This is a genomic window from Pseudomonas karstica (assembly GCF_009707515.1).
GTDB classification, from domain to species: domain Bacteria; phylum Pseudomonadota; class Gammaproteobacteria; order Pseudomonadales; family Pseudomonadaceae; genus Aquipseudomonas; species Aquipseudomonas karstica.
Map to the genome: position 1 here is coordinate 14,699 of NZ_WLYI01000039.1, position 21,523 is coordinate 36,221.

At 59.4% G+C, this 21,523-nt stretch carries 15 protein-coding genes and 1 tRNA gene; 12 read left to right on the top strand and 4 right to left on the bottom strand.

Annotated elements, in window-relative coordinates; genetic code table 11:
- Positions 1-107 precede the first annotated feature (107 nt).
- Genes GIR22_RS22655 through GIR22_RS22670 form a run of 4 tightly spaced genes read left to right on the top strand, consistent with a single transcriptional unit; the run spans position 108 to position 4,463 of the window.
- Entirely contained in the window at positions 108-578 is a 471-nt protein-coding gene (locus GIR22_RS22655) for a (2Fe-2S)-binding protein (protein WP_154745501.1), read from the top strand.
- On the top strand, positions 575-2,896 hold the full coding sequence (locus tag GIR22_RS22660; protein WP_154745502.1) for a xanthine dehydrogenase family protein molybdopterin-binding subunit: 2,322 nt from the start codon (positions 575-577) through the stop codon (positions 2,894-2,896). Before GIR22_RS22655 ends, GIR22_RS22660 begins: the two co-directional genes overlap by 4 nt.
- Positions 2,896-3,882 carry an XdhC family protein gene (locus tag GIR22_RS22665; protein WP_154745503.1) on the top strand — a complete coding sequence of 329 codons (987 nt, stop codon included), beginning with the start codon at positions 2,896-2,898 and terminating at the stop codon, positions 3,880-3,882. Before GIR22_RS22660 ends, GIR22_RS22665 begins: the two co-directional genes overlap by 1 nt.
- Positions 3,879-4,463: a nucleotidyltransferase family protein gene (locus GIR22_RS22670; protein ID WP_281349908.1), complete on the top strand. Its 585-nt coding sequence runs from the start codon at positions 3,879-3,881 to the stop codon at positions 4,461-4,463. Before GIR22_RS22665 ends, GIR22_RS22670 begins: the two co-directional genes overlap by 4 nt.
- A gap of 67 nt (positions 4,464-4,530) precedes the next feature.
- On the opposite strand, the gene rne is transcribed toward GIR22_RS22670, so the two are convergent.
- On the bottom strand, positions 4,531-7,782 hold the full coding sequence (gene rne, locus GIR22_RS22675) for a ribonuclease E (RefSeq protein ID WP_377663454.1): 3,252 nt from the start codon (positions 7,780-7,782) through the stop codon (positions 4,531-4,533).
- A 759-nt stretch (positions 7,783-8,541) separates the two neighbouring features.
- Between rne and rluC the strand changes: the two genes are divergently transcribed.
- The 3 genes from rluC to GIR22_RS22690 are packed head-to-tail and all read left to right on the top strand — an operon-like array spanning position 8,542 to position 11,161.
- Complete coding sequence (rluC, locus tag GIR22_RS22680; protein ID WP_154745505.1) at positions 8,542-9,501, top strand: 23S rRNA pseudouridine(955/2504/2580) synthase RluC; 960 nt, start codon at positions 8,542-8,544, stop codon at positions 9,499-9,501.
- A complete protein-coding gene (locus GIR22_RS22685; RefSeq protein ID WP_178122426.1) occupies positions 9,488-10,150 on the top strand; it encodes an HAD-IA family hydrolase in 663 nt (220 codons plus the stop codon). The genes rluC and GIR22_RS22685 overlap by 14 nt, the downstream gene beginning before the upstream one ends.
- 21 nt (positions 10,151-10,171) lie before the next feature.
- A complete protein-coding gene (locus tag GIR22_RS22690; RefSeq protein ID WP_154745506.1) occupies positions 10,172-11,161 on the top strand; it encodes a S49 family peptidase in 990 nt (329 codons plus the stop codon).
- Positions 11,162-11,686: 525 nt separating this feature from the next.
- Here GIR22_RS22690 and GIR22_RS22695 read toward each other — a convergent pair.
- Entirely contained in the window at positions 11,687-12,160 is a 474-nt protein-coding gene (locus GIR22_RS22695; RefSeq protein ID WP_154745507.1) for a peroxiredoxin, read from the bottom strand.
- Positions 12,161-12,170: 10 nt separating this feature from the next.
- Entirely contained in the window at positions 12,171-12,731 is a 561-nt protein-coding gene (locus GIR22_RS22700) for a glycine cleavage system transcriptional repressor (RefSeq protein ID WP_154745508.1), read from the bottom strand.
- 260 nt (positions 12,732-12,991) lie between these two features.
- Here GIR22_RS22700 and dapA point away from each other — a divergent pair, with 260 nt between their 5' ends.
- From dapA to GIR22_RS22725, 5 genes are all read left to right on the top strand, one after another.
- The gene (dapA, locus tag GIR22_RS22705; protein ID WP_154745509.1) at positions 12,992-13,870 is read left to right on the top strand and encodes a 4-hydroxy-tetrahydrodipicolinate synthase; all 879 of its coding nucleotides are present in this window, start codon (positions 12,992-12,994) and stop codon (positions 13,868-13,870) included.
- A gap of 17 nt (positions 13,871-13,887) precedes the next feature.
- Entirely contained in the window at positions 13,888-15,003 is a 1,116-nt protein-coding gene (gene bamC / locus GIR22_RS22710) for an outer membrane protein assembly factor BamC (RefSeq protein ID WP_154745510.1), read from the top strand.
- Between the two features lie 4 nt (positions 15,004-15,007).
- Positions 15,008-15,766, top strand: a complete 759-nt coding sequence (locus GIR22_RS22715) for an MBL fold metallo-hydrolase (RefSeq protein WP_154745511.1) — start codon at positions 15,008-15,010, stop codon at positions 15,764-15,766.
- A gap of 28 nt (positions 15,767-15,794) precedes the next feature.
- Positions 15,795-16,508 (top strand): phosphoribosylaminoimidazolesuccinocarboxamide synthase, encoded by a 714-nt coding sequence (gene purC / locus GIR22_RS22720; protein WP_154745512.1) that lies wholly within the window; start codon positions 15,795-15,797, stop codon positions 16,506-16,508.
- Positions 16,509-16,591: 83 nt separating this feature from the next.
- Positions 16,592-16,681: transfer RNA gene (locus tag GIR22_RS22725), tRNA-Ser, on the top strand.
- 69 nt (positions 16,682-16,750) lie between these two features.
- On the opposite strand, the gene GIR22_RS22730 is transcribed toward GIR22_RS22725, so the two are convergent.
- The gene (locus GIR22_RS22730) at positions 16,751-21,439 is read right to left on the bottom strand and encodes a coiled-coil domain-containing protein (protein WP_154745513.1); all 4,689 of its coding nucleotides are present in this window, start codon (positions 21,437-21,439) and stop codon (positions 16,751-16,753) included.
- Positions 21,440-21,523 lie beyond the last annotated feature (84 nt).

Sequence of the window (21,523 nt, forward strand, 5' to 3'; positions counted from 1 at the left end):
TTCACAAGAGAGCCGATTAGCCTGAGCCATCTGCGTGAACCGACTCCGCTTGACACCCAAGCGACAGATTGCTCGACCCCATAACCTTTCACTATGCGGGCGTGCCCATGATTACCCTGAAACTCAATGGTCAAGACCATCAACTGGATGTCACCGAAGATATGCCGCTGTTGTGGGCGATTCGTGACGTGGCGGGCTACAACGGCACCAAATTCGGCTGTGGCATGGGCCTGTGTGGCGCGTGCACCATTCATGTCGATGGTTCCCCCGCCCGCAGTTGCATCACACCGATTGGCTCGGTCAAGGGCCAGAACGTCAGCACCATCGACAACCTGCACACCGATCCGATCGGCCAGGTGGTCCAGCAAGCCTGGCTGGACACGGCTGTGGCCCAATGCGGTTACTGCCAGGGTGGGCAAATCATGTCGGCCACCGCACTGCTGAAAACCAACTCCAATCCCAGCGACGAGCAGATTGAAGAGGCAATGGTTGGCAATATCTGCCGTTGTGGCACCTATAACCGGATCAAGACCGCGATCCGCCAGGCCGCCACGCATTTGCAGGAGGCCAAGGCATGAGCCGGTTACCCGCTGATTTCGCCCTGAACAACCTCAGCCGCCGCGGCTTTCTCAAAGGCGTTAGTGTCACCGGTGCCTTGGTGATCGCTGCCAGTTGGGGCTTGCCGGATGCATTTGCCGAGGAGGCCGCGAAGCAGTACGGCGGTGATGCCATGCCCAACGGCGTGATCGATGACCCCAAGGTTTACGTCAGTATTGCCTCTGACGGTAGCGTGACTGTGATCTGCAACCGCTCGGAAATGGGCCAGGGTGTGCGCACCAGCTTGACCATGGTGGTGGCCGATGAACTGGATGCCGACTGGGCGCAGGTCAAAGTCCAGCAGGCATTCGGCGACGAAGTCCGCTTTGGCAATCAGGACACCGATGGCTCGCGCAGCATGCGTCACTGGTATGAACCGATGCGCCGTTGCGGTGCTGCCGTGCGGACCATGCTGGAACAGGCCGCTGCCGAGCAGTGGAAGGTCCCTGTAGACGAGTGCCATGCGCAGTTGCACAAAGTGATTCACCAGCCCAGCGGGCGAGAACTGGGCTACGGCGCGCTGGCCGCCGCGGCCGGTGCTCTGGCGGTGCCGGCGCGTGATAGCTTGCGCCTCAAGCAACCATCGGAATTTCGTTACATCGGTAAAGAGGGCACCAAGGCCATCGACGGTGCCGATATCGTCAACGGTCGGGCGGTCTACGGCGCTGATGTACATTTTGACGGCATGCTCTATGCCACGATTGCGCGGCCCAGGGTCTATGGTGGCAAGGTCAAATCCTTCGATGCCAGCGCGGCGCTGAAAGTCCCGGGTGTGGTCAAGGTCCTGCAAATCGAAAGCCGGCCACTGCCATCGGAGTTCCAGCCCTTGGGTGGCGTTGCGGTAATCGCCAGCAATACCTGGGCGGCGATCAAGGGACGTGAAGCCTTGAGCATCGTCTGGGACGACGGTATCAATGCCAGCTACGACTCCATCGCCTACCGCAAGGAGTTGGAAGCCGCTGCGCTGAAACCGGGCAAAGTGGTACGCAACACCGGCAGCATCGACCAAGCGTTGGGTGACGCCGACAGTACCTTGGAGTCCACTTATTATCTGCCGCACCTGTCCCAGTCACCGATGGAGCCCATGGTTGCCGTCGCCCGCTACGACAAGGGCCAATGCGAAGCCTGGGCACCGAGCCAGGCCCCACAGGTCAGTCGTGAGCGGATTGCCGAACGCCTGGGCCTGCCTTTCGATAACGTCACGTTCAATGTCACTTTGCTGGGGGGCGGTTTTGGTCGTAAATCCAAACCGGATTTCATCGTGGAAGCCGCCGTCCTGGCCAAGGAGTTCCCCGGCAAGGCGGTGCAAGTGCAGTGGACCCGTGAAGACGATATCCATAACGGCTACTTTCACACGGTGTCTGCCGAGTACCTCAAGGCCGGTCTGAACAAGGACGGCATGCCGTCGGCCTGGTTGCATCGTACGGTGGCTCCGAGTATCACCGCGTTGTTTGCCCCGGGCATGAACCACGAGGCCGCGTTTGAGTTGGGCATGGGCTTTACCAATATGGCTTATGCGATTCCCAATGTACGGCTGGAAAACCCGGAAGCGGTGGCCCACACCCGTGTGGGCTGGTACCGCTCGGTATCGAATATTCCCCATGGTTTTGCAATCCAGAGCTTTGTCGATGAGTTGGCCCACAAGGCCGGCCAGGACCCGTTGAAATACCAACTCAAGTTGCTGGGCCCGGACCGTCAGATCGATCCCCGAACCTTGAGTGACGAATGGAACTACGGTGAATCCCCTGAGCGCTACCCCATCGATACCGCGCGTTTGCGTGGGGTGCTGGAAGCTGCCGCCAAGGCGGCGGGCTGGGGGCGCACCTTGCCTAAAGGCCGCGGCCTGGGCCTGGCAGTGCACTACAGTTTCGTCACCTATGTGGCGGCGGTGATCGAGGTCGAGGTCAAAGATGATGGCACCTTGATTGTGCATAAAGCCGACATTGCCGTGGATTGTGGCCCGCAGATCAACCCGGAGCGCATTCGCTCGCAGTTCGAAGGCGCTTGCGTCATGGGCCTGGGCAATGCCGTGCTGGGGGAAATCAGCTTCAAGGACGGCAAGGTCCAGCAGGACAACTTCCATATGTATGAAGTGGCGCGCATGTCCCTGGCACCCAAGGAAATCGCCGTGCACCTGGTGACGTCCAAAGGCGATGTTCCCCTGGGCGGGGTCGGTGAGCCCGGTGTGCCGCCGATTGCGCCGGCGCTGTGCAATGCGATCTTTGCTGCCACCGGCAAGCGCATCCGTAACTTGCCGGTACGATTTCAGTTGCAAGGGTGGCAGGAGACGAAGGCCTGATGGACAGCGTCGATTTGAATGTCCTGCGCAGCGTGCTGGCGTGGCGCCGCGCCGGACAACGAGTGGTGCTGTACAGCGTGGTCCAGACCTGGGGCAGTGCACCCCGACCACCAGGGGCCATGCTGGCCTTGCGCGAGGATGGGGTGGTGATCGGCTCGGTTTCCGGTGGCTGCATCGAAGATGACCTGATCGCTCGGCAGCAGGATGGCCGGTTGTTGGAAGGCGGGCCAGCGGTGCAACTGGTGACATATGGTGTATCGCGGGATGAGGCGGCGCGTTTTGGCCTGCCTTGTGGCGGGACCTTGCGCCTGACCGAAGAGCGGGTCGGCGATCCGGGGTGGGTGGCTGAACTGCTGGCACGTTGTGAGGCCCATGAGATCGTCGCCCGGGAGCTGAACCTGGCCACGGGTGAAGTGACGTTGAGCAGTGCGAGCAAGACCGACACGGTGACATTTGATGACGAGCGCCTGCGTGCCATTTATGGTCCGCGCTGGCGCTTGTTATTGATCGGCGCGGGTCAGTTATCGCGCTACGTTGCACAAATGGCTCGGTTGCTGGATTTCGAGGTGCTGATTTGTGACCCGCGCAAGGAGTTCGTCTACGGCTGGGAGGAACAGCACGGGCGCTTCGTGCCGGGCATGCCCGATGAGGCGGTGCTGAGCATCCAGACCGACGAACGGACGGCGATTGTTGCCCTGACCCACGATCCGCGCCTGGATGATATGGCGCTGCTCACTGCGTTGAACTCCAGGGCATTCTATATCGGTGCCCTGGGCTCGCAGGTCAACAGCCAGAAGCGGCGGGAAAACCTGGCGGCGCTGGGCCTGACCCCGCAGGCCATCGAACGCCTGCATGGGCCTATCGGTTTGTACATCGCCAGTCATACCCCGGCGGAGATTGCGTTGTCGTTGATGGCGCAGATCGTGGCAATCAAGAACGGTGTGGAACAGTTGCAGAAGAAGCCGCAGCAGGCGGCGATCAGTTGACGGACCGGATCACTGCGATTGTCCTGGCGGCAGGGCAGGGCAGTCGTTTCCGTGCGCAGATGGATCAGGACAAGCTGCTGGCACCTTGTGTGGGCCGTGATGGCGTTACGCGACCGGTGATTGAGCAGGTGCTGGTCAATCTGCCGCCCAGTATTGCCAAGCGTTGGCTGGTCACGTCAGCGGACCGCCCCGAAGTCATTCGCCTGGCTCAGGCCTACGGTTGCGAGGTGCTGCTCCTGCACTCGGCTGGCATGGGCGATAGCATCGCGGCGGCAGTGGCGGCCAGTGCCAGCGGCGCAGGATGGCTGGTGGTGCTGGGGGATATGCCGTTTGTCCTTCCTTCGAGTATCGAGCAGGTGGTGGCCGAGCTTGAGCGGGACCGTATCAGTGTTCCCGTGCATCAAGGCCAGTATGGGCATCCGGTGGGGTTTGGTGGTTCGTTCGGGCCTGGCCTAATGGCGTTGACCGGGGATAGGGGAGCAAAACCGTTGTTTGCCCAGGCGTTGGTGCGGGAAGTGCTGGTCGATGATCCAGGCGTACTGTGGGATGTGGATGTACCCGACTCGTTGTATTACCGATAACTGATACCACGCGCATAAAAAAGCCCCGCCTGATCACTCAGGCGGGGCTTTTTAGTGGCCGATGGAATCAGGCGAGGGGTTTAGGCTCGTGCTCTTCTTCCAGGGCTTTAGGGTTGTGCTCGACCGCTTCCTCAACGGAACTCAGGTTCTCGTCGATGGCAGGGGCAGTGTGCTCAACCACGGCTTCGGTTGCCGGGGCGGATGCCTCGACGACTTCAGGCGTAACCGGTACAGCTTCAGCAACAACCGGAGCAGCAACGGTGGCCAGTTCGGCCTCCTTCTGCAGACGCTCGGCTTCACGCTTGCGACGACGCACTTCACGTGGGTCGTTCGGCGCACGACCATTCTCGGTCAGTGCGCTGACAGGAGCGGCTTCGACCACTGGAGCTGCAACTTCAGCAACCACGGGTGCTTCAACCACTGGTTCAGGTTCTGCAACCACCATTGGCTCGGCAGCTACCACTTCAGCGGTTGGTGTCGGAGCTTCTTCTACCACCACAGCCGGTGCAGGCGCTTCGACAGCGGCGGCTGGCTCGGCAGTCCACTGGAATGCAGTTTGTTCTTCGCGAACTTCATGCACTTCAGGGGTCGGCTCGGCAACAGGTGCTTCGCTGACGGCTTCAGCCACTGGCTGTTGCTCAACAACGACTGCCGGCTCGGCAACCACTTCAACTTCAGGTTGGGCTTCGCGAACTTCACGGGTCGGTGCAGTTTCCACTTCAGGAACAGCGGGTGCTTCCACCGGAGTCGATGCTTCAACCACTGGGGCCTCAACGACTGGCGTCTCTACAACAGCAGTTTCCTGGGCGGCAGCGGTAGCGCGTTCAGCTTGCTCATTGGCCTGGGCTTCAGCAGGTGCGCTGATGACCGAGCTGGCAACGGCAGCGGTAACGGCCAGGCCGGCTGCCAGTTCGGCACCAGTCGGTTCAGTGGTGTCGGTCTCGGTCTCGGTGGCTTCGCCGGTCTCTTCCGAGCCTTCGATCACGTTGCCATTGGCGTCACGTTGACGCTCACGACGGTTGCTGCGACGACGCTGACCACGTGAGCGGCGGCGCGGGCGATCGCCTTCGGCGTGCTCCTGACCGTCTTCCTGTTGCTGGTCTTCGTTGGACAGCAGTTCTTCTTCGCTGGTGGCCGCAGCTTGCTCGGCGCGAGGTTGACGCTCTTCACGCGCAGGGCGTGGAGCACGTTCTTCACGAGGCTGGCGAGCAGGACGTTCCTCGGCCGTGGCCGTGGCCGCGGCGGCTACTGCCGGTGCAGCGTCCAGAGGTTCGCGCAGTTCACGCACACGTTCTTCACGCTCGCCACGAGGCTTGCGGTCTTCACGAGGGGCGCGTGGTGCGCGTGGTGCCCGTTCTTCACGCGGGGCGCGTTCTTCGCGGGCTACGGCCGGGGTTTCTTCGCGGGCTTCACGAGGCTGGCGCTCTTCGCGTGGTGCGCGCTCTTCACGCGGAGCACGTTCTTCGCGAGGCTTGCGCTCTTCGTCACGGCGACCGTTGCGGTTACGGCTCTGCTGACGACCGTTACGGCGCTCTTCGTTACGGGCCGGACGCTCGGTAGTCGGCTTCTCGACGACTGCCGGGGCAACTGGCTCTTCCTTGGTGGCGAACAGGCTGACCAGCGACTTCACCAGGCCCTTGAACAGGCTTGGCTCAGGCATGGCGGCAGGCGCGGCAACCGGGGTAGCAGCTTCAGTCGGGACCGGGGCGTTTGCACGAGCAGGTGCGGTCTTGACTGCCGCTTCCTGGCGAACCAGGGTGCGGGTCGCGGCGGCTGGCTGGACTTCTTCCACTTCGGCAGCAGCAGCGGCAGCGGCGATTTCGTAGCTGGACTGATTGGTGTGGGCTTCCGGGCTGTCATCACGCAGACGCTGCACTTCGAAGTGCGGTGTTTCCAGGTGATCGTTCGGCAGGATGACGATACGGGCGCGGGTGCGCAGTTCGATCTTGGTGATCGAGTTACGCTTTTCGTTGAGCAGGAAGGCTGCAACCGGGATCGGCACCTGGGCGCGGACTTCGGCGGTGCGGTCTTTCAGGGCTTCTTCTTCGATCAGGCGCAAGATTGCCAGGGACAGCGATTCAACGTCACGGATGATGCCGGTGCCGTTGCAACGCGGGCAGACGATGCCGCTGCTCTCGCCCAGGGATGGACGCAGGCGCTGACGGGACATTTCCAGCAGGCCAAAGCGCGAGATGCGACCGACCTGTACGCGGGCACGGTCGGCTTCCAGGCATTCGCGGACTTTTTCTTCCACTGCGCGTTGGTTCTTGGCCGGGGTCATGTCGATGAAGTCGATGACGATCAGGCCGCCGATATCACGCAGACGCAGTTGGCGGGCAATTTCTTCAGCCGCTTCCAGGTTGGTCTGCAGGGCGGTTTCTTCGATGTCGCTGCCTTTGGTGGCGCGGGCCGAGTTGATGTCGATGGACACCAGGGCTTCGGTCGGATCGATGACGATGGAACCACCGGAAGGCAGCTCGACAACGCGCTGGAAGGCGGTTTCGATCTGGCTTTCGATCTGGAAACGATTGAACAGCGGTACGCTGTCTTCGTACAACTTGATCTTGCTGGCGTACTGCGGCATCACCTGGCGGATGAAGGTCAGGGCTTCGTCCTGGGCCTCAACGCTGTCGATCAGTACTTCGCCGATGTCCTGGCGTAGGTAGTCGCGGATGGCGCGGATGATTACGTTGCTTTCCTGATAGATCAGGAACGGCGCGGAACGGTCCAGGGACGCTTCTTTAATGGCGGTCCACAGTTGCAGCAGGTAATCGAGGTCCCACTGCATTTCTTCGCTGCTGCGGCCAAGGCCGGCAGTGCGCACGATCAGGCCCATGTCAGCCGGTGCGATCAGGCCGTTCAGCGCTTCACGCAGTTCGTTGCGTTCTTCGCCTTCGATGCGGCGGGAAATACCGCCGGCACGTGGGTTGTTCGGCATCAGCACCAGGTAACGACCGGCCAGGCTGATGAAGGTGGTCAGGGCTGCGCCCTTGTTGCCACGTTCTTCTTTCTCGACCTGAACGATGACTTCCTGGCCTTCGCTCAGGACGTCCTTGATGTTCACGCGGCCTTCAGGTGCTTTCTTGAAGTATTCGCGGGAGATTTCTTTGAGGGGCAGGAAGCCGTGGCGCTCGGAGCCGAAATCGACAAAGGCAGCCTCAAGGCTTGGTTCGATGCGAGTAATCCGGCCTTTATATATGTTGGCCTTCTTTTGCTCGCGTGCACCGGATTCGATGTCCAGGTCGTAGAGGCGTTGGCCATCTACCAGTGCAACACGCAACTCTTCGGGTTGAGTTGCGTTAATCAGCATTCTTTTCATGTTGTACCGTCGGTTTCCGGGCTGCCGGAAACGGCGTTCGGCACACACGACTTCTCACGGTCGGTGTCAGGTGCGTCAAGAGTGGTTGGCCACTCCAGTGTCCAGCAATGTCCGGCCAATTGGGCCGGTATCGCGACGGACGCGTCCTGCATTGTTAGCTGTGGTGACAAAACACCACTTCAACAAAAGCTAAGGTCAGGAGGAGGAATCAACCGGCGACTGTGGACGAGATGAAGCGTCTAAATATAAGCCTAGTGCTACACGGTCCGACGGTTGTGCATCTCCACCCTACACGTATCCCTGATAATTCGGGTGCTGCCGCGCGCAGAATCCGCAGCGGGTTGGCATTTACCGTGTACTCCAATGGGGAGTTCACGCTCATGGCTAAACAAGACCGGGTGTGGGCGACTGTGCTCTCACTCAGCTTGTAACAGGCGTTGTTTCCGAAGCATTCGCCGTGGTCTGGCTCAAGACTGACTGCACTTTGTGAACTGGCCGTAAATATCGGCGCAAAAAGCGAGTAATTACTCTGCTTTTTGCACTCGCTTCAGGCCTCATGTCACCTGCGCTTGTTACAATCTCGAGCTTTCCAGAATGGCGAAAGCCCCGTAGGACGGCCTCGCGTCCTGATGAATTGCGATGGTCAGGGCCGGCAGTTTGCCGTTAGTCCTCTGTCCAGGCCGCTTTTGGCGGCGTTCGCGACTATAGCAGCAATGATTAAGTGCTTCAATTCCATAAAAAATTGTTATCATCGCCGCCATGACGACTACCGCCCCCCAGACCCCCAGCGTCCAGCTGCTTGAGGTCTCGCCGGAATATGCCGGCCAACGCATCGACAACTTTCTACTTGCCAGGCTCAAGGGCGTGCCCAAGACCTTGATTTACCGCATTCTGCGCAAAGGCGAAGTGCGTGTGAACAAAGGTCGGATCAAGCCCGAATACAAGTTGCAGGCGGGCGATATCATCCGTGTGCCACCCGTTCGGGTGCCTGAGCGTGACGAACCAGTTCCCCTGGCCCAAGGCCTGTTGCAGCGCCTGGAGGCCTCGATTGTCTTCGAAGACAAGGCGCTCATTGTGATCAACAAGCCTGCCGGTATTGCCGTGCACGGTGGCAGTGGTCTCAACTTCGGCGTGATCGAAGCTTTCCGTCAGTTGCGGCCCGATACCAAGGAGCTGGAGCTGGTCCATCGCCTGGATCGAGACACCTCCGGCCTGCTGATGATTGCCAAGAAGCGCAGCATGCTGCGTCATCTCCACGCGGCCTTGCGCGGTGATGGTGTGGATAAGCGCTATATGGCGCTGGTACGTGGCAACTGGGCGTCCTCGATCAAGAGCGTTCGCGCGCCATTGCAGAAGAGCAATCTGCGTTCCGGCGAACGTATGGTGGAAGTGGACGAGGAGGGCAAGGAGGCGCTGACCCTGTTCAAGGTGCTGCGTCGTTTCGGCGATTTCGCCACTATGGTGGAGGCCAAGCCGGTGACGGGTCGGACCCATCAGATTCGCGTCCACACCTTGCACGCCGGTCACTGCATTGCCGGTGACACCAAGTACGGCGACGAAGGCTTCTCCAAGGAAATTCGCGACCTGGGCGGCAAACGCCTGTTCTTGCACGCCTACATGCTTACCGTGCCGTTGCCCGATGGTGGTGAATTGAAATTACAGGCACCTGTCGATGATATGTGGGCCAAGACTGTGGAGCGTCTGAGTGTCGCGCCTTGACTACAAGCTGCTGATCTTTGATTGGGATGGCACCTTGTGCGATTCCATTGGTCGGATTGTCGAGTCGATGCATATGGCCTCGACGCGCTCGGGGTTCGAACTGTGTGACGACCTGGCGGTCAAGGGGATTATCGGCTTGGGCTTGCCGGAGGCGATTCGCACCTTGTATCCACTGATCGATGAGGGCGAGTTGGTCACATTTCGTCAGTATTATTCCGATCATTACATTGCCCTTGAGGCCGAGCCTTCGCCCCTGTTTGAGGGGGTGGTGCAGTCGCTGGAGGCATTTCGTGCCGAGGGTTATCACCTGGCGGTCGCCACTGGCAAGGCCCGTCGCGGCCTGGATCGGGTGCTCAAGGCCAATGGCTGGGAAGATTATTTCGATATTACCCGTGCGGCGGATGAAACCGCCAGCAAGCCGCATCCGTTGATGCTGGAGCAGATCATGGCTCACTGCGGTGTGTCGCCGCGCCAGGCGTTGATGGTTGGTGACGCGTCGTTCGACCTGATGATGGCGCGCAACGCGGGGATGGACAGTGTGGCGGTCAGCTATGGTGCCCAGGCCGCCGAAGGCTTGCAGGCTTATGAACCGCGGCTGATGATTGATCGTTTTCCTGAACTGCATGCCTGGCTCAGTCAGGCCAATTAAGTTTTTGCTGGGGTGGATGGTATGACCGATGAGTGGAAATCGCCGAGTAAGGCCAGTGCTGACAGCGGCGATGATAAAAGCTGGAAGTTGTTGGAGAAGACCCTGCTTGCGGGTGTGCAGGAGCAGCGCCGTTCACGGCGTTGGGGGATTTTTTTCAAGCTGCTGACGTTTACTTATCTGCTCGGTGTGTTGGCGATGCTCAGTCCTCTGGTGGATCTGGAGAAAAGTGCCACCCGTGGCGCTCACTACACCGCCTTGATCGAGGTGCGCGGCGTGATCGCCGACAAGGAGTCTTCCAGCGCCGATAATCTCGTTAGCAGCCTGCGGGCAGCCTTTGAGGACTCCAAGGTCAAGGGCGTGGTGCTGCGCATTAACAGTCCGGGTGGTAGTCCGGTGCAGTCAGGTTATGTGTATGACGAGATTCGTCGTTTGCGGGCCTTGCATCCGGATACCAAGCTTTATGCGGTGATTTCCGATCTCGGTGCTTCGGGCGCTTATTACATTGCCAGTGCCGCTGACCAGATTTACGCTGACAAAGCCAGTTTGGTGGGCTCGATTGGCGTGACGGCGGCCGGTTATGGTTTTGTCGGGACCATGGAAAAGCTCGGGGTCGAACGCCGTACGTACACGTCCGGCGAGCACAAATCATTTCTGGACCCGTTCCAACCGCAAAAGGCGGACGAAACCCAGTTCTGGCAGGGCGTGCTGGATACCACTCATCGCCAATTCATTGCCAGCGTCAAGCAGGGGCGTGGTGACCGGCTCAAGGATAAAGAGCACCCGGAACTGTTTTCCGGGCTGATCTGGTCCGGCGAGCAGGCAATGCAGTTGGGGCTGGTCGATGGCCTGGGCAGTGCCAGTTCGGTAGCGCGAGATGTGATTGGCGAGAAAGAGTTGGTGGATTTCACTGTCGAGGAGTCGCCGTTTGACCGCTTCTCGAAGAAGTTGGGTGCCAGTGTCGCCGAGCACTTGGCGATGTGGATGGGCTTTCAAGGGCCGACCCTGCGCTGATCTTGGGCAAACCTGTAGCCGCTGGCGCAGCCTGCGATCGGCTGCGCAGCAGTCGTTAGGGGTTTGAAATTGCTGAAGGTCCTGCGGCCCTTGTCGCAGCCTCGTGCCTCGACAGCGGCTACACAAACGATCTCTGTAGCCGCTGGCGCAGCCTGCGATCGGCTGCGCAGCAGACGCCTGGGCCTTGAAATTGCTGAAGGTCCTGCGGCCCTTATCGCAGCCTCGTGCCTCGACAGCGGCTACACAAGCGATCTATGTAGCCGCTGGCGCAGCCTGCGATCGGCTGCGCAGCAGTCGTTTGGGGCTTTGAGATTGCTGAAGGTCCTGCGGCCCTTATCGCAGCCTCGTGCCTCGGCAGCGGCTACACAAACGATCTCTGTAGCCGCTGGCGCAGCCTGCGATCGGCTGCGCAGCAGTCGCCTGGGCCTTGAGATTGCTGAAGGTCCTGCGGCCCTTATCGCAGCCTCGTGCCTCGACAGCGGCTACAAAAGCCAGGCCTTCAGGGGGTGTGGATACTTAGGCCCATCAAGCCTTGTTCAAGGCCTGTGCGGCCGCCAACACAGCATCCACATGCCCCGGTACTTTCACTCCGCGCCATTCCTGACGCAGCACTCCTTCCTTGTCGATGAGGAAGGTGCTGCGATCAACGCCCAGGTATTCCTTGCCATACAGTTTCTTCAGCTTGATCACATCAAATAATTGGCAAACAGCCTCGTCTTTGTCGCTGATCAGCTCAAAAGGGAATTGCTGCTTGTCCTTGAAGTTCTCATGGGATTTCACGCTGTCGCGGGATATGCCAAACACTTCGGTGTCTGCGGCCTTGAACTCTGCGTACTGATCACGAAAACCCTGGCCTTCGGTGGTGCAGCCCGGGGTGCTGTCCTTGGGGTAGAAGTAAATCACCACTTGCTTGCCCTTGAGCCCGGAAAGGCTGAAGGTCTGCCCGCTGGTGGCCGGGGCTTCGAAGTCGGCTACCGGTTGGTCGATGGCTACGGCCATGAAAACTTCCTTACATTGGGTTCTGTGGGCGCCATGGCTCGATCAGGGCGTCGAGGTTCAGTGCATCGGCAAAATCCAGGAACTGGTCCCGCAACCAGCTGATCTGCACGCCGGCCGGCAACGTCACGGTGAAGGTGGCGTTGAGCATGGTGCCGCCGGTCTGCGGGGCCTGGTAGGTGTCGCAGGTCAGGTTTTCCAGCTCGACGTTATGGTCGATAAAGAACTGGCACAGTTCATTGACGATGTCCGAACGGTAGGCCGAGCTGACATAGGCAACATAAGGTAGCGCCTGGGGACGGTTCTCCAGGGCCGCACTGCGTACTACGTTGACGGTGAAGTCGTGCTTTTTGGCCAGGGTCGGTAAGCCGGCTTCCAGGCGCGCCAGGGCGTCCCAGGTTCCGGAAATCTGCAGGACTAGCGCACTGCACTCGCCGTGGCGGGTCAGGCGAGAGGTCACGACGGCGCAGCGGTTTTCATGGCTGGCGCGGCACAGGACGTTAGTCAGCTCCATGGGGTTGGCGCCAAGGGCACTGATGACAAGGAATTGTTCGCGGACTGTGAGGGTGGACATGCAGCATTCCTAAAGCGATGAGCGGTCGATACATGGGCAGCTGTACCGATCAAAGGATCAGGGTAGCGAAAACCGTCGCCAAGGGATAGGAGGTGGCGTTTTCATTACGTAATCCCCCTCATCAAACCCTGCTTTGGCCGGATGATGGCATTGCTGGCAACTAAGTTGCTCCAGAACGCGTCCTCTGAGGGTACTTCGCTTGTACAAGCATCTTGGCGCCAGTACCATTACGGCTCTCTTTTTCCGGCAGGAGCGGTTGCATGATTGCGGGCAGTATGGTGGCACTGGTCACACCCATGGATGCACAAGGTAATCTCGACTGGGACAGCCTGGGCAAACTGGTGGACTTCCACCTGCAAGAAGGCACCAACGCCATTGTGGCGGTCGGCACCACGGGTGAGTCGGCCACGCTTGATGTGGAAGAACACATCAAGGTGATCGAATTCGTGGTCAAGCGCGTCGCAGGGCGGATTGCCGTGATTGCCGGCACTGGCGCCAACTCGACTCGCGAAGCGATCGAATTGACCAGCAATGCCAAGAAGGCCGGCGCCGATGCCTGCCTGCTGGTGACGCCGTACTACAACAAGCCGACCCAGGAAGGCTTGTACCAGCACTTCAAGACCATCGCCGAAGCCGTCGACATCCCGCAGATCCTCTACAACGTTCCCGGCCGCACCGCTTGCGACATGCTGGCGGCGACCGTGATCCGCCTGTCCACCGTGCCGAACATCATCGGCATCAAGGAAGCCACCGGCGACATGCAGCGCGCCAAGGACATCCTGGCCGGTGTAAGCAGTGATTTCCTGGTGTATTCCGGCGACGACGCCACCGCTGTGGAGCTGATGCTGCTGGGCGGCAAGGGCAATATTTCCGTGACCGCCAACGTGGCACCGCGTGCCATGAGCGAACTGTGCGCCGCAGCCATTGCCGGCGACGCCATCACCGCTCGTGCGATCCACGAAAAGCTGATGCCGCTCAACAAAACACTGTTTATCGAATCCAACCCTATCCCCGTGAAGTGGGCACTGTTTGAGATGGGCCTGATGCCGGACGGTATCCGTCTGCCGCTCACCCGGCTCAGCGAAGCCTGTCACGAACCGCTGCGACAGGCCCTGCGCCAGTCCGGCGTCCTGGTTTAATTGAGGAAGCACTACGCATGAAGCGATTGGCCGGACTTTCCGCACTTGCCTTGATTATCTCCAGCACCAGTGGCTGCGGTTGGGTCTGGGGCCCGGAAGGCTACTTCCGTGACCGCGGCAGCGATTACCTGGAAGCACAACCCTCCCAACCGATGCAGTTGCCGCCGGATGTCAACGTTGCCAAACGTCTTGATCCGTTGCTGCCGATCCCGCGTAATGTTGCCGACGACACGGTCAAGGGCGAGTTTGAAGTGCCACGCCCACAGCCGATCTCGGCCGTGGCTGATGCCAGCGACTATAGCTTGCAGAAGAGCGGTGACTCCCGTTGGCTCATGGCCCAGCGCCCACCTGCTGAAGTTTGGCCGGTGGCCATTCAGTTTTTCCAGGACAACGGCTTCCGCCTGGATCAACAGCGCCCGCAAACTGGTGAGTTCACCACTGCCTGGCAGCACCCTGGCGAACTGTCGGCCAACATGGCCAAGCGCTTGCAAGCAGGTGGCGTAGCTGGCGACGGTGAAACCCGTGTTCGGGTGCGCATCGAGCCGGGCGTGCAACGTAATACCAGTGAAGTCTATGTGGTCAGCGCCCAGCGTCCTGCCGATAGCACAGACGACGTCGACTTCACCACTCGCTCGGTCAACACCGGTGTCGATTCCGCGCTGGTGGACGAAATGCTCGCCAGTATGAGCCGTATCTCCGAGGAGGGCGGCTCCGTTTCCCTGCTCGCTGCTCGTGACTACGACACGCCTAGCCGTGTCAGCCTCACCGAAGATGGTAGCGGCAACGTCGTACTGAACCTGAACGAGGACCTGGATCGTGCCTGGTCGAGTGTCGGTCGTGCATTGGAGCAGGGCCAGTGGCGCGTTGAAGACATCAACCGCAGCCTGGGCCTGTACTACATCAACGTGGCTGAAAAGGCCGAGAAAAAAGACGACGAGCCAGGCTTCTTCAGCAAGTTGTTCGGCAGCACACCGACCAAGGAAGAGGTTGAAACCCGCGCTGAGCGCTATCAGGTTCGCTTGAGCAAGGTAGGCGAAAGCGTGCAAGTCACCGTCGAGAAAAACATCAACACCGTGGCGCCGGCAGAAGTGGCGCGCAAAGTGTTGGGCGTGATTCAGGACAACCTGGGCTGATACGATGCGTTTTGCTGTTCTCGGCAGCGGTAGCCAAGGGAACGGCACGCTTGTAGCCCATGACGACACGTACGTCCTGGTAGATTGTGGTTTCTCCCTGCGAGAAACCGAGCGGCGCCTGCTGCGCCTGGGGGTTCACCCCGCGCAGCTGAGCGCGATTCTGGTGACCCACGAACATGCCGACCACGTGCATGGCGTGGGTTTGCTGTCTCGGCGCTACAATCTTCCGGTGTACCTGAGTCGCGGTACCTTGCGCGGGATGCGCAAACCTATTGAACCTGCAGGTTTCCTGGCCGGTGGCGAGCAACTGCAAATCGGTGCCTTGAGCATCGACGTGATTGCCGTGGCTCATGATGCCCTGGAGCCGACGCAATACGTGTTCAGTGATGGTGAGCGACGCTTCGGCGTACTCACCGACCTGGGCTCTTACTGCGCCAAGGTACTGGACGGTTATCGGAACCTCGATGCACTGATGATCGAGTCCAACCACTGCCGTGACCTGCTGGCACGTGGTCACTACCCGTACTTTCTCAAGCAGCGGGTTGGCGGTGAGCTGGGACATTTGAACAACCACCAGGCGGCGTACCTGGTGTATGAGTTGGGCTGGCAAGACCTGCAACACCTGGTCCTGGCCCACCTGAGCAGCAAGAACAACCTGCCGACGCTTGCCCGGCAATGTTTTGTCGACACCCTCGGGTGCGACCCGGACTGGCTGCAACTGGCCGATCAAGATTCAGGGCTCGACTGGCGACACATCGCCTAGCCCACCTACTTAGCAAGCGGAGCCCATCATGGAAAAACGTGAAGAACTCTACCGCGGCAAAGCCAAATCGGTTTACAAGACCGACGACGCCAACCGCTTGATCCTGCTGTTTCGTAACGACACCTCGGCGTTCGACGGCAAGCGTATCGAACAGCTCGACCGCAAAGGCATGGTGAACAACAAGTTCAACGCCTTTATCATGCAGAAACTCGAAGAAGCCGGCGTGCCGACCCAATTCGACAAACTGCTGGGCGACAACGAATGCCTGGTGAAGAAGCTCGACATGATTCCGGTCGAGTGCGTCGTGCGTAACTACGCCGCCGGCAGCCTGGTCAAGCGCCTGGGCGTAGAGGAGGGCCTCAAGCTCAATCCCTACACCTTCGAACTGTTCCTGAAAGACGATGCCAAGGGCGACCCGTTCATCAACGAATCCCACGTCGTGGCATTCGGTTGGGGCACCGCTGAGCAACTGGCCCGCATGAAAGAACTGTCCCTCAAGGTCAACGACGTCCTGAACAAACTGTTCGACGAAGCCGGCCTGCTGCTGGTGGACTTCAAGCTGGAATTCGGCGTATTCCACGACGGCAGCATCGTCCTGGGCGACGAGTTCAGCCCGGATGGTTGCCGCCTGTGGGACAAAGACACCCGCAAGAAGATGGACAAGGACCGCTTCCGCCAGGGCCTTGGTGATGTTATCGAAGCCTACGAAGAAGTCGCCAACCGTCTCGGCGTACCGCTGTAATCGACGCAAGCATCTGATAGCACGGAAAAAAATCGCTTCGGCGCTTTGCTTCCCGGTAACAGGCTGTTATGATGCGCGCCGTTGGAGAGATGCCAGAGTGGCCGAATGGGACGGATTCGAAATCCGTTGTACCTTCACCGGTACCTAGGGTTCGAATCCCTATCTCTCCGCCATTATTGAACAAGACTAGGCCCCTGAAATGTTTGAACATTTCAGGGGCCTTTTCGTTTGTGGCGAATAAGTTACCAGTAGTCCACCCACCCCCTGCGGGGAGTGGATTGGGTCGTGCCGAAAAACAGTGACTCAGCCAACCGCGAGTTGATATCGCTGCGATAGACCGTCAGCATCTTTTGTTCGGTTTGCCCTTCGACTGAGATAAAACTGACATAGCGTTGGTCCGGTCGTTTCAAGTGGCCGGCGGTAAATACCGTTGCGCCAGCGTCTTCCGTCCGATAGTGGAAGTGTGCATAGGCCAGAGGCCTGCGCTCGTTGTCGCGGATCAGGTATTCCTGCAAGTAGTCGCCATCACGGCGTAGTTTGATCCGGCCTTCGACCCGCAAAATCTCGATTTCCTGCTGGTCCTTGAGGTACTGGATCCGTGCTGCTTCTGGCGGATTACGCTTGATGATTTCTATGCGTAATTGCCGGCCTTCTTCGGTCAATTTTTTTGCGGCATCTTCCAGTTCACTTAACCGGCTCGCTTCGCGGGCATTGGCTGGGGCGCTGCCAATGGCCTGGCGCAGCTTTTGAGCGTTTTCGAGCAAGCTGTCGGCGATTCTTGTCAGTTCGGCTTCGACGCTGATGGGGGAATTGGATTTCTGGGCTATTTTTCGGGCATCAATCATTGCCCGGTCGACTTGGGCCAACAGGTGATCAGCGTCGCCCAATAAACTTTTTACTGCGCGCCCAGGTGCGTGATCCCGAGGTTTTTCAACGGGGATTTCCTCCCATTCGCCGTCTTTTTCATTTTCTCTGAAGGCACCCAGTTTCTGATGATCAATCGGGTCTTCGACATCGATGATCTCGGCATCCGACTCCGGGGTGCGTTCGCGTACCTGCCCTCTCAATACCTGTTTATCTCGTGTCACGATCAATCGCTGCCGGGAGCCTGAAGGGCGCCGAGGGGCCACCACGAGCGGCGGTTCGCTGGCTTTTTTACGCAGCAACAGCGCTTGTGAATGTTCGGCCTCTCCCTGGGTGTTCACGATCAACTGGATCAGTTTTTCGAAATAATTGATCTCGAACAGGTCGGGATAAGCCTGGCCGACAAAGTCGAGACGGTCGCGAATGACGGCGTACTGGTCCATGACATTGCCCAGCAGCTCAATGCGTTTGTCCCTTGCCAGCTCATCGGCCGCCAGCAGGTTCTTGTGAGACAGCACTTCGCGAATCAGCAGGTCCAATGTCCGCTTGGTGGTGATGAAGTCTTCGTGTTCGGCCGGTAGCGGCCGTCGTTTGAGCACCAGGCCCTGGTAGACCTCAATCAGCTTGATCCGCCAGTCCAGGGGCGTCCAACTCATTCTTGTCCAGTCAGACAGTGGGTGGGACGCGGGATCGTAGCCGGGAATAGCCGTCAGCTCGGCCAGGTGTGTTTGCTCCTTGAGGCTCAGCTCAAGCAATTGCTGATTGAGCTTGGCCAAGCTGCTCAGGCTTGCAATGCTTTGCGCGTGAGCCCTTGCGACAACTTGATCGTCATCGGACTCCAGTTCCTGAAACCAGCGTTCAGCCACGGCGGGCGAGGGCCGGGCGGCGCTGCGAATCAAGACTTTCTGGGCTATTTGCTGGCAAAGGTTTTCCACGCTGTTTTCAAGTTGCTGCATCAGCTCGAATTCGAAACGGGCGATGGGCTGGTTTTCATTTTTGCGCCTGAGCACGTCCATTCGCTGCAGTTGGTGGCGTTCCTGTTTCTGCAATTGCTCCTGATAGTGGCGTTGGATGGTTTCACGGTGCTGGTCGGTGAATTTCTCACGTTCGCTTGCGTGCATGCGCTCGAACAGGGCGAGGGTTGTTTGCACGCCTTCTTCTACCTTGAGCAAGTCACTGGTCGCCTGAGTGTACTCTTCGGCCAACTCCAGGTTACGGCGTTGGAGGTCGGCACGGCTGGGTAGGCTTTTTTTCCGCGGCATGCCGCCGGACAACCGCAGTCGAAAGTCAAAAGACCAATGACCGTCGCCATCGCTTTTGACCCAGGGCCCCAGGCGCCCCGGCTGATTCAGGTCGGCCACCCTATAGCCGTCCTCTACCGCCGCCACCGGATACAGCTCGCCTGCTATGTGGGCATGCAAGTGCACGCGCTGTGGGCGGATAAATACCCGGTACAAGCCCTTTATTGGCCCCTGGGTCTCGGCATACTCCGAGATGGCCGGTGACGGCTGGAAGGACATTGCATTTTTCGACCGCCAGCGGAACGTTGCCAGATCCGCTTGTAATGCCGGTGATAGAAGCGCTGTGGCACTTGACCAGGACGGTGCGTACATCGGGCTGATTTCCGCCAACGGGGCAGGCTGCATCAGCATCGTTCCGCTTTGTTGAGTAGCCTGGGGAGCCGGTACTGCGCCAAGCTGTTCAGACGCGATGTGTGGTTTTACTTGTGCAAGCCCGAGCCGCTCGTCCAGGGTGGCAACGTGATGCAGCAGCAGGCCTGCCAGCGTGGAAATAAACTCTGCCCTTGCACCTGCCTCAGCCTCGTCATCCGCCTGGCGCAGCGATACCAGCACTTGTGTGCTGTGCATCAACTGCACCAGCCACCCGGCGCTCGCCAGTGGCCCGCGCAACAAGGGTAAGGCGGTATTGAATATCTGCCACAGGTCGCTTCGAAATGCTGCCCAGCGCAGTACATCGTTGGAAACCGATTGCGCTTTGGCCTGGGCCACCAGCGCCTTGGCGTTCTGCGTGAACACATGGGACAGAAAATCCCCTACCACTTGCTCGTCACTGAGTAACGCCGGTGAAGAGGCCTGTACAGGGTCGTACTCATCACCCTGGAGTTGGCGTTGCACATGGGGGTTGAGAAATCCACCATTGCCGAACAGTTCTCGGGACGAATTATCGAGGCTGTCCAGCACTGCGGTGTTCAGTGCCGTACCGCTTCTGGCAATGGCATCCAGCAGGCTTTGTCGCGACGCAAATTGCAGCAGCATCGGCGTTCCGGCAGGCTGGTAAAGCACGTGAGGAGAGTGGGCGGCATTGGTGGCACCAATGATGAACATGTTGTGGGCCACGTGTGCCTTGCCACCGGCATGCAGCAAAAAAGCCAGTGGCCGGGCGGCGACAGGCTGTTGTTGCGCTGGCAGGCTTGCTGCCGCCTGTGGGTGCAACAAGGTGCACAGGGTTTTAAAACCAGCAAGCGTAAATCCCCAATGCCCCCGCTGCATGTTTTCCAATGCCAGCAATGGCAGTTGCACGCGCGCATGATCACAGAACAGGCGCCGTCGACGCTGTGCCTCGGACTCATCGCTTATCAGCTTTTGCTCAAGCAAGACCGGGTAATACTTGCCGATATCGACCCGTTGAATCAGGCGCTTGAGATAGGGAATCTTGATCCACCAGTCCGGCACATAACCGGGTTGTTTCAGGTTTTTGATTTCGACGCGGGCGTAAGGTGAGGCAAAGGGGTTTTCCAGGGCCCATTCCGTCAGGCTGCGTTGCGTGGTTTGCGTCCAACCGACCGTTCCGCCCTGTGTCCGGGTGAAGGCCAAGGCGTACTGATCTGGATCGATCACCACCTCCTGGGGATAATCTTCGGCCATCTGTGCCTGCAAGGCTTTGCGGGCGTAGACGGTGATTGTGTCCAGGCCGTCGAGATAACTGGCTCCGGCGGACTCCCGTTCTACCTTGGCCAGGTCTTCCAGCCATTGGCTGTAGAGTTGGCGTACATCCGGCTGGGCGGTTTGCAACCAGAGGGGCAAGGTGTCCTCGCCCGGCGTGTAGGGTTGTCTGGTTGGGGATGAAAACCAAGCCTCGGGCGCCGTCAGTGCGTTGAGGAGCTGTTTGTAGTACTCCACCGACGGGAACGTCGACCAGCGGATATCCGCCAGGTCACGCAGTTGTTTTTCCAGCAGGGACTGCGCCAGTCTGTCGAACACATCGTTGTCCGGTTCAAGCATGGTCCATCGGATGTTTTCGCCGGGGTGGTGACGGCTCATATGGCGGGGTAACAGTCGCTCCAGGTCCTTCAGCGAATCCAGGCTCAGCAGGCTCGTACCGGGGCTATAAAGGTAATAGTGGTGCTTGCCCGCCAACCAACGTTGCAAGACTAAAACGGTGAGCCATTCTCCAGAGCCGGCGCCACTCACGGCATAGATCAGGGAAATTCGGAGAGTGTCGGGCCCTGTAAATTTGTCGCGATCCGCCTGGACGGAGTACAGGTTCCCGAGCAGGCTCTGTGCTTGTGCGGTACTGAGCGGTGGGTTCTGCGGGGCATTCCTCAGGCTGCGGCGCAGTTGCTCGGAAACGATCCGCCAGCGTGTCGACACGGGATCGATGAGAGCAGGACACTCGCTCCAGTAACCGGCGAGACGTTCCTGGAACCGCCCCACTAAAAAAGGCCCCAGTTGATTGATCACCTGTTCCAGGTCATCGACCGTCAGCCCTGTGCTCACGGGTGAATGGGTTTGGCGGCCGGTCTGCAACACAACATGCTGGCCAAGTGTGTAATTGACAGCTTTACCCTGCATGACGCGTTCGATCAAGGCATCCGCGACAGACCGGACGTGCCGGTAGCCTGTGGTATCACCCTCTGTGGCGAGCGTGACGGTTTGCCCTATGGCTAATGTGCGGGGGTTTAATGCCTGACTGGCAAAGCGCTCCGTCAATGCTTCCTGGAGCAGGGTGTTGGCGACGTCCTCAAGGCTAGGACGGTCGGAAAAGACGCTTTGCAGGTAGGCCCTCGACTGAGTGGGCTGGTCAGAAGCGGGAGAGGTGGCGTTCATGGTAGGTGTGTCCCGGCCAAAGAACCGGAAGCTAAGCCAATGAACACACCCTTAGGCGGTAGATGAATAACGGATACGCGTTGA

Excerpts from the sequence above, each read along its gene's own strand:
- GIR22_RS22655 (WP_154745501.1), top strand. The coding sequence starts at position 108 with ATGATTACCCTGAAACTCAATGGTCAAGACCATCAACTGGATGTCACC.
- GIR22_RS22660 (WP_154745502.1), top strand. The coding sequence starts at position 575 with ATGAGCCGGTTACCCGCTGATTTCGCCCTGAACAACCTCAGCCGCCGC.
- GIR22_RS22665 (WP_154745503.1), top strand. The coding sequence starts at position 2,896 with ATGGACAGCGTCGATTTGAATGTCCTGCGCAGCGTGCTGGCGTGGCGC.
- rne (WP_377663454.1), bottom strand. The coding sequence starts at position 7,782 with ATGAAAAGAATGCTGATTAACGCAACTCAACCCGAAGAGTTGCGTGTT.
- rluC (WP_154745505.1), top strand. The coding sequence starts at position 8,542 with ATGACGACTACCGCCCCCCAGACCCCCAGCGTCCAGCTGCTTGAGGTC.
- GIR22_RS22690 (WP_154745506.1), top strand. The coding sequence starts at position 10,172 with ATGACCGATGAGTGGAAATCGCCGAGTAAGGCCAGTGCTGACAGCGGC.
- GIR22_RS22695 (WP_154745507.1), bottom strand. The coding sequence starts at position 12,160 with ATGGCCGTAGCCATCGACCAACCGGTAGCCGACTTCGAAGCCCCGGCC.
- GIR22_RS22700 (WP_154745508.1), bottom strand. The coding sequence starts at position 12,731 with ATGTCCACCCTCACAGTCCGCGAACAATTCCTTGTCATCAGTGCCCTT.
- dapA (WP_154745509.1), top strand. The coding sequence starts at position 12,992 with ATGATTGCGGGCAGTATGGTGGCACTGGTCACACCCATGGATGCACAA.
- bamC (WP_154745510.1), top strand. The coding sequence starts at position 13,888 with ATGAAGCGATTGGCCGGACTTTCCGCACTTGCCTTGATTATCTCCAGC.
- GIR22_RS22715 (WP_154745511.1), top strand. The coding sequence starts at position 15,008 with ATGCGTTTTGCTGTTCTCGGCAGCGGTAGCCAAGGGAACGGCACGCTT.
- purC (WP_154745512.1), top strand. The coding sequence starts at position 15,795 with ATGGAAAAACGTGAAGAACTCTACCGCGGCAAAGCCAAATCGGTTTAC.
- GIR22_RS22730 (WP_154745513.1), bottom strand. The coding sequence starts at position 21,439 with ATGAACGCCACCTCTCCCGCTTCTGACCAGCCCACTCAGTCGAGGGCC.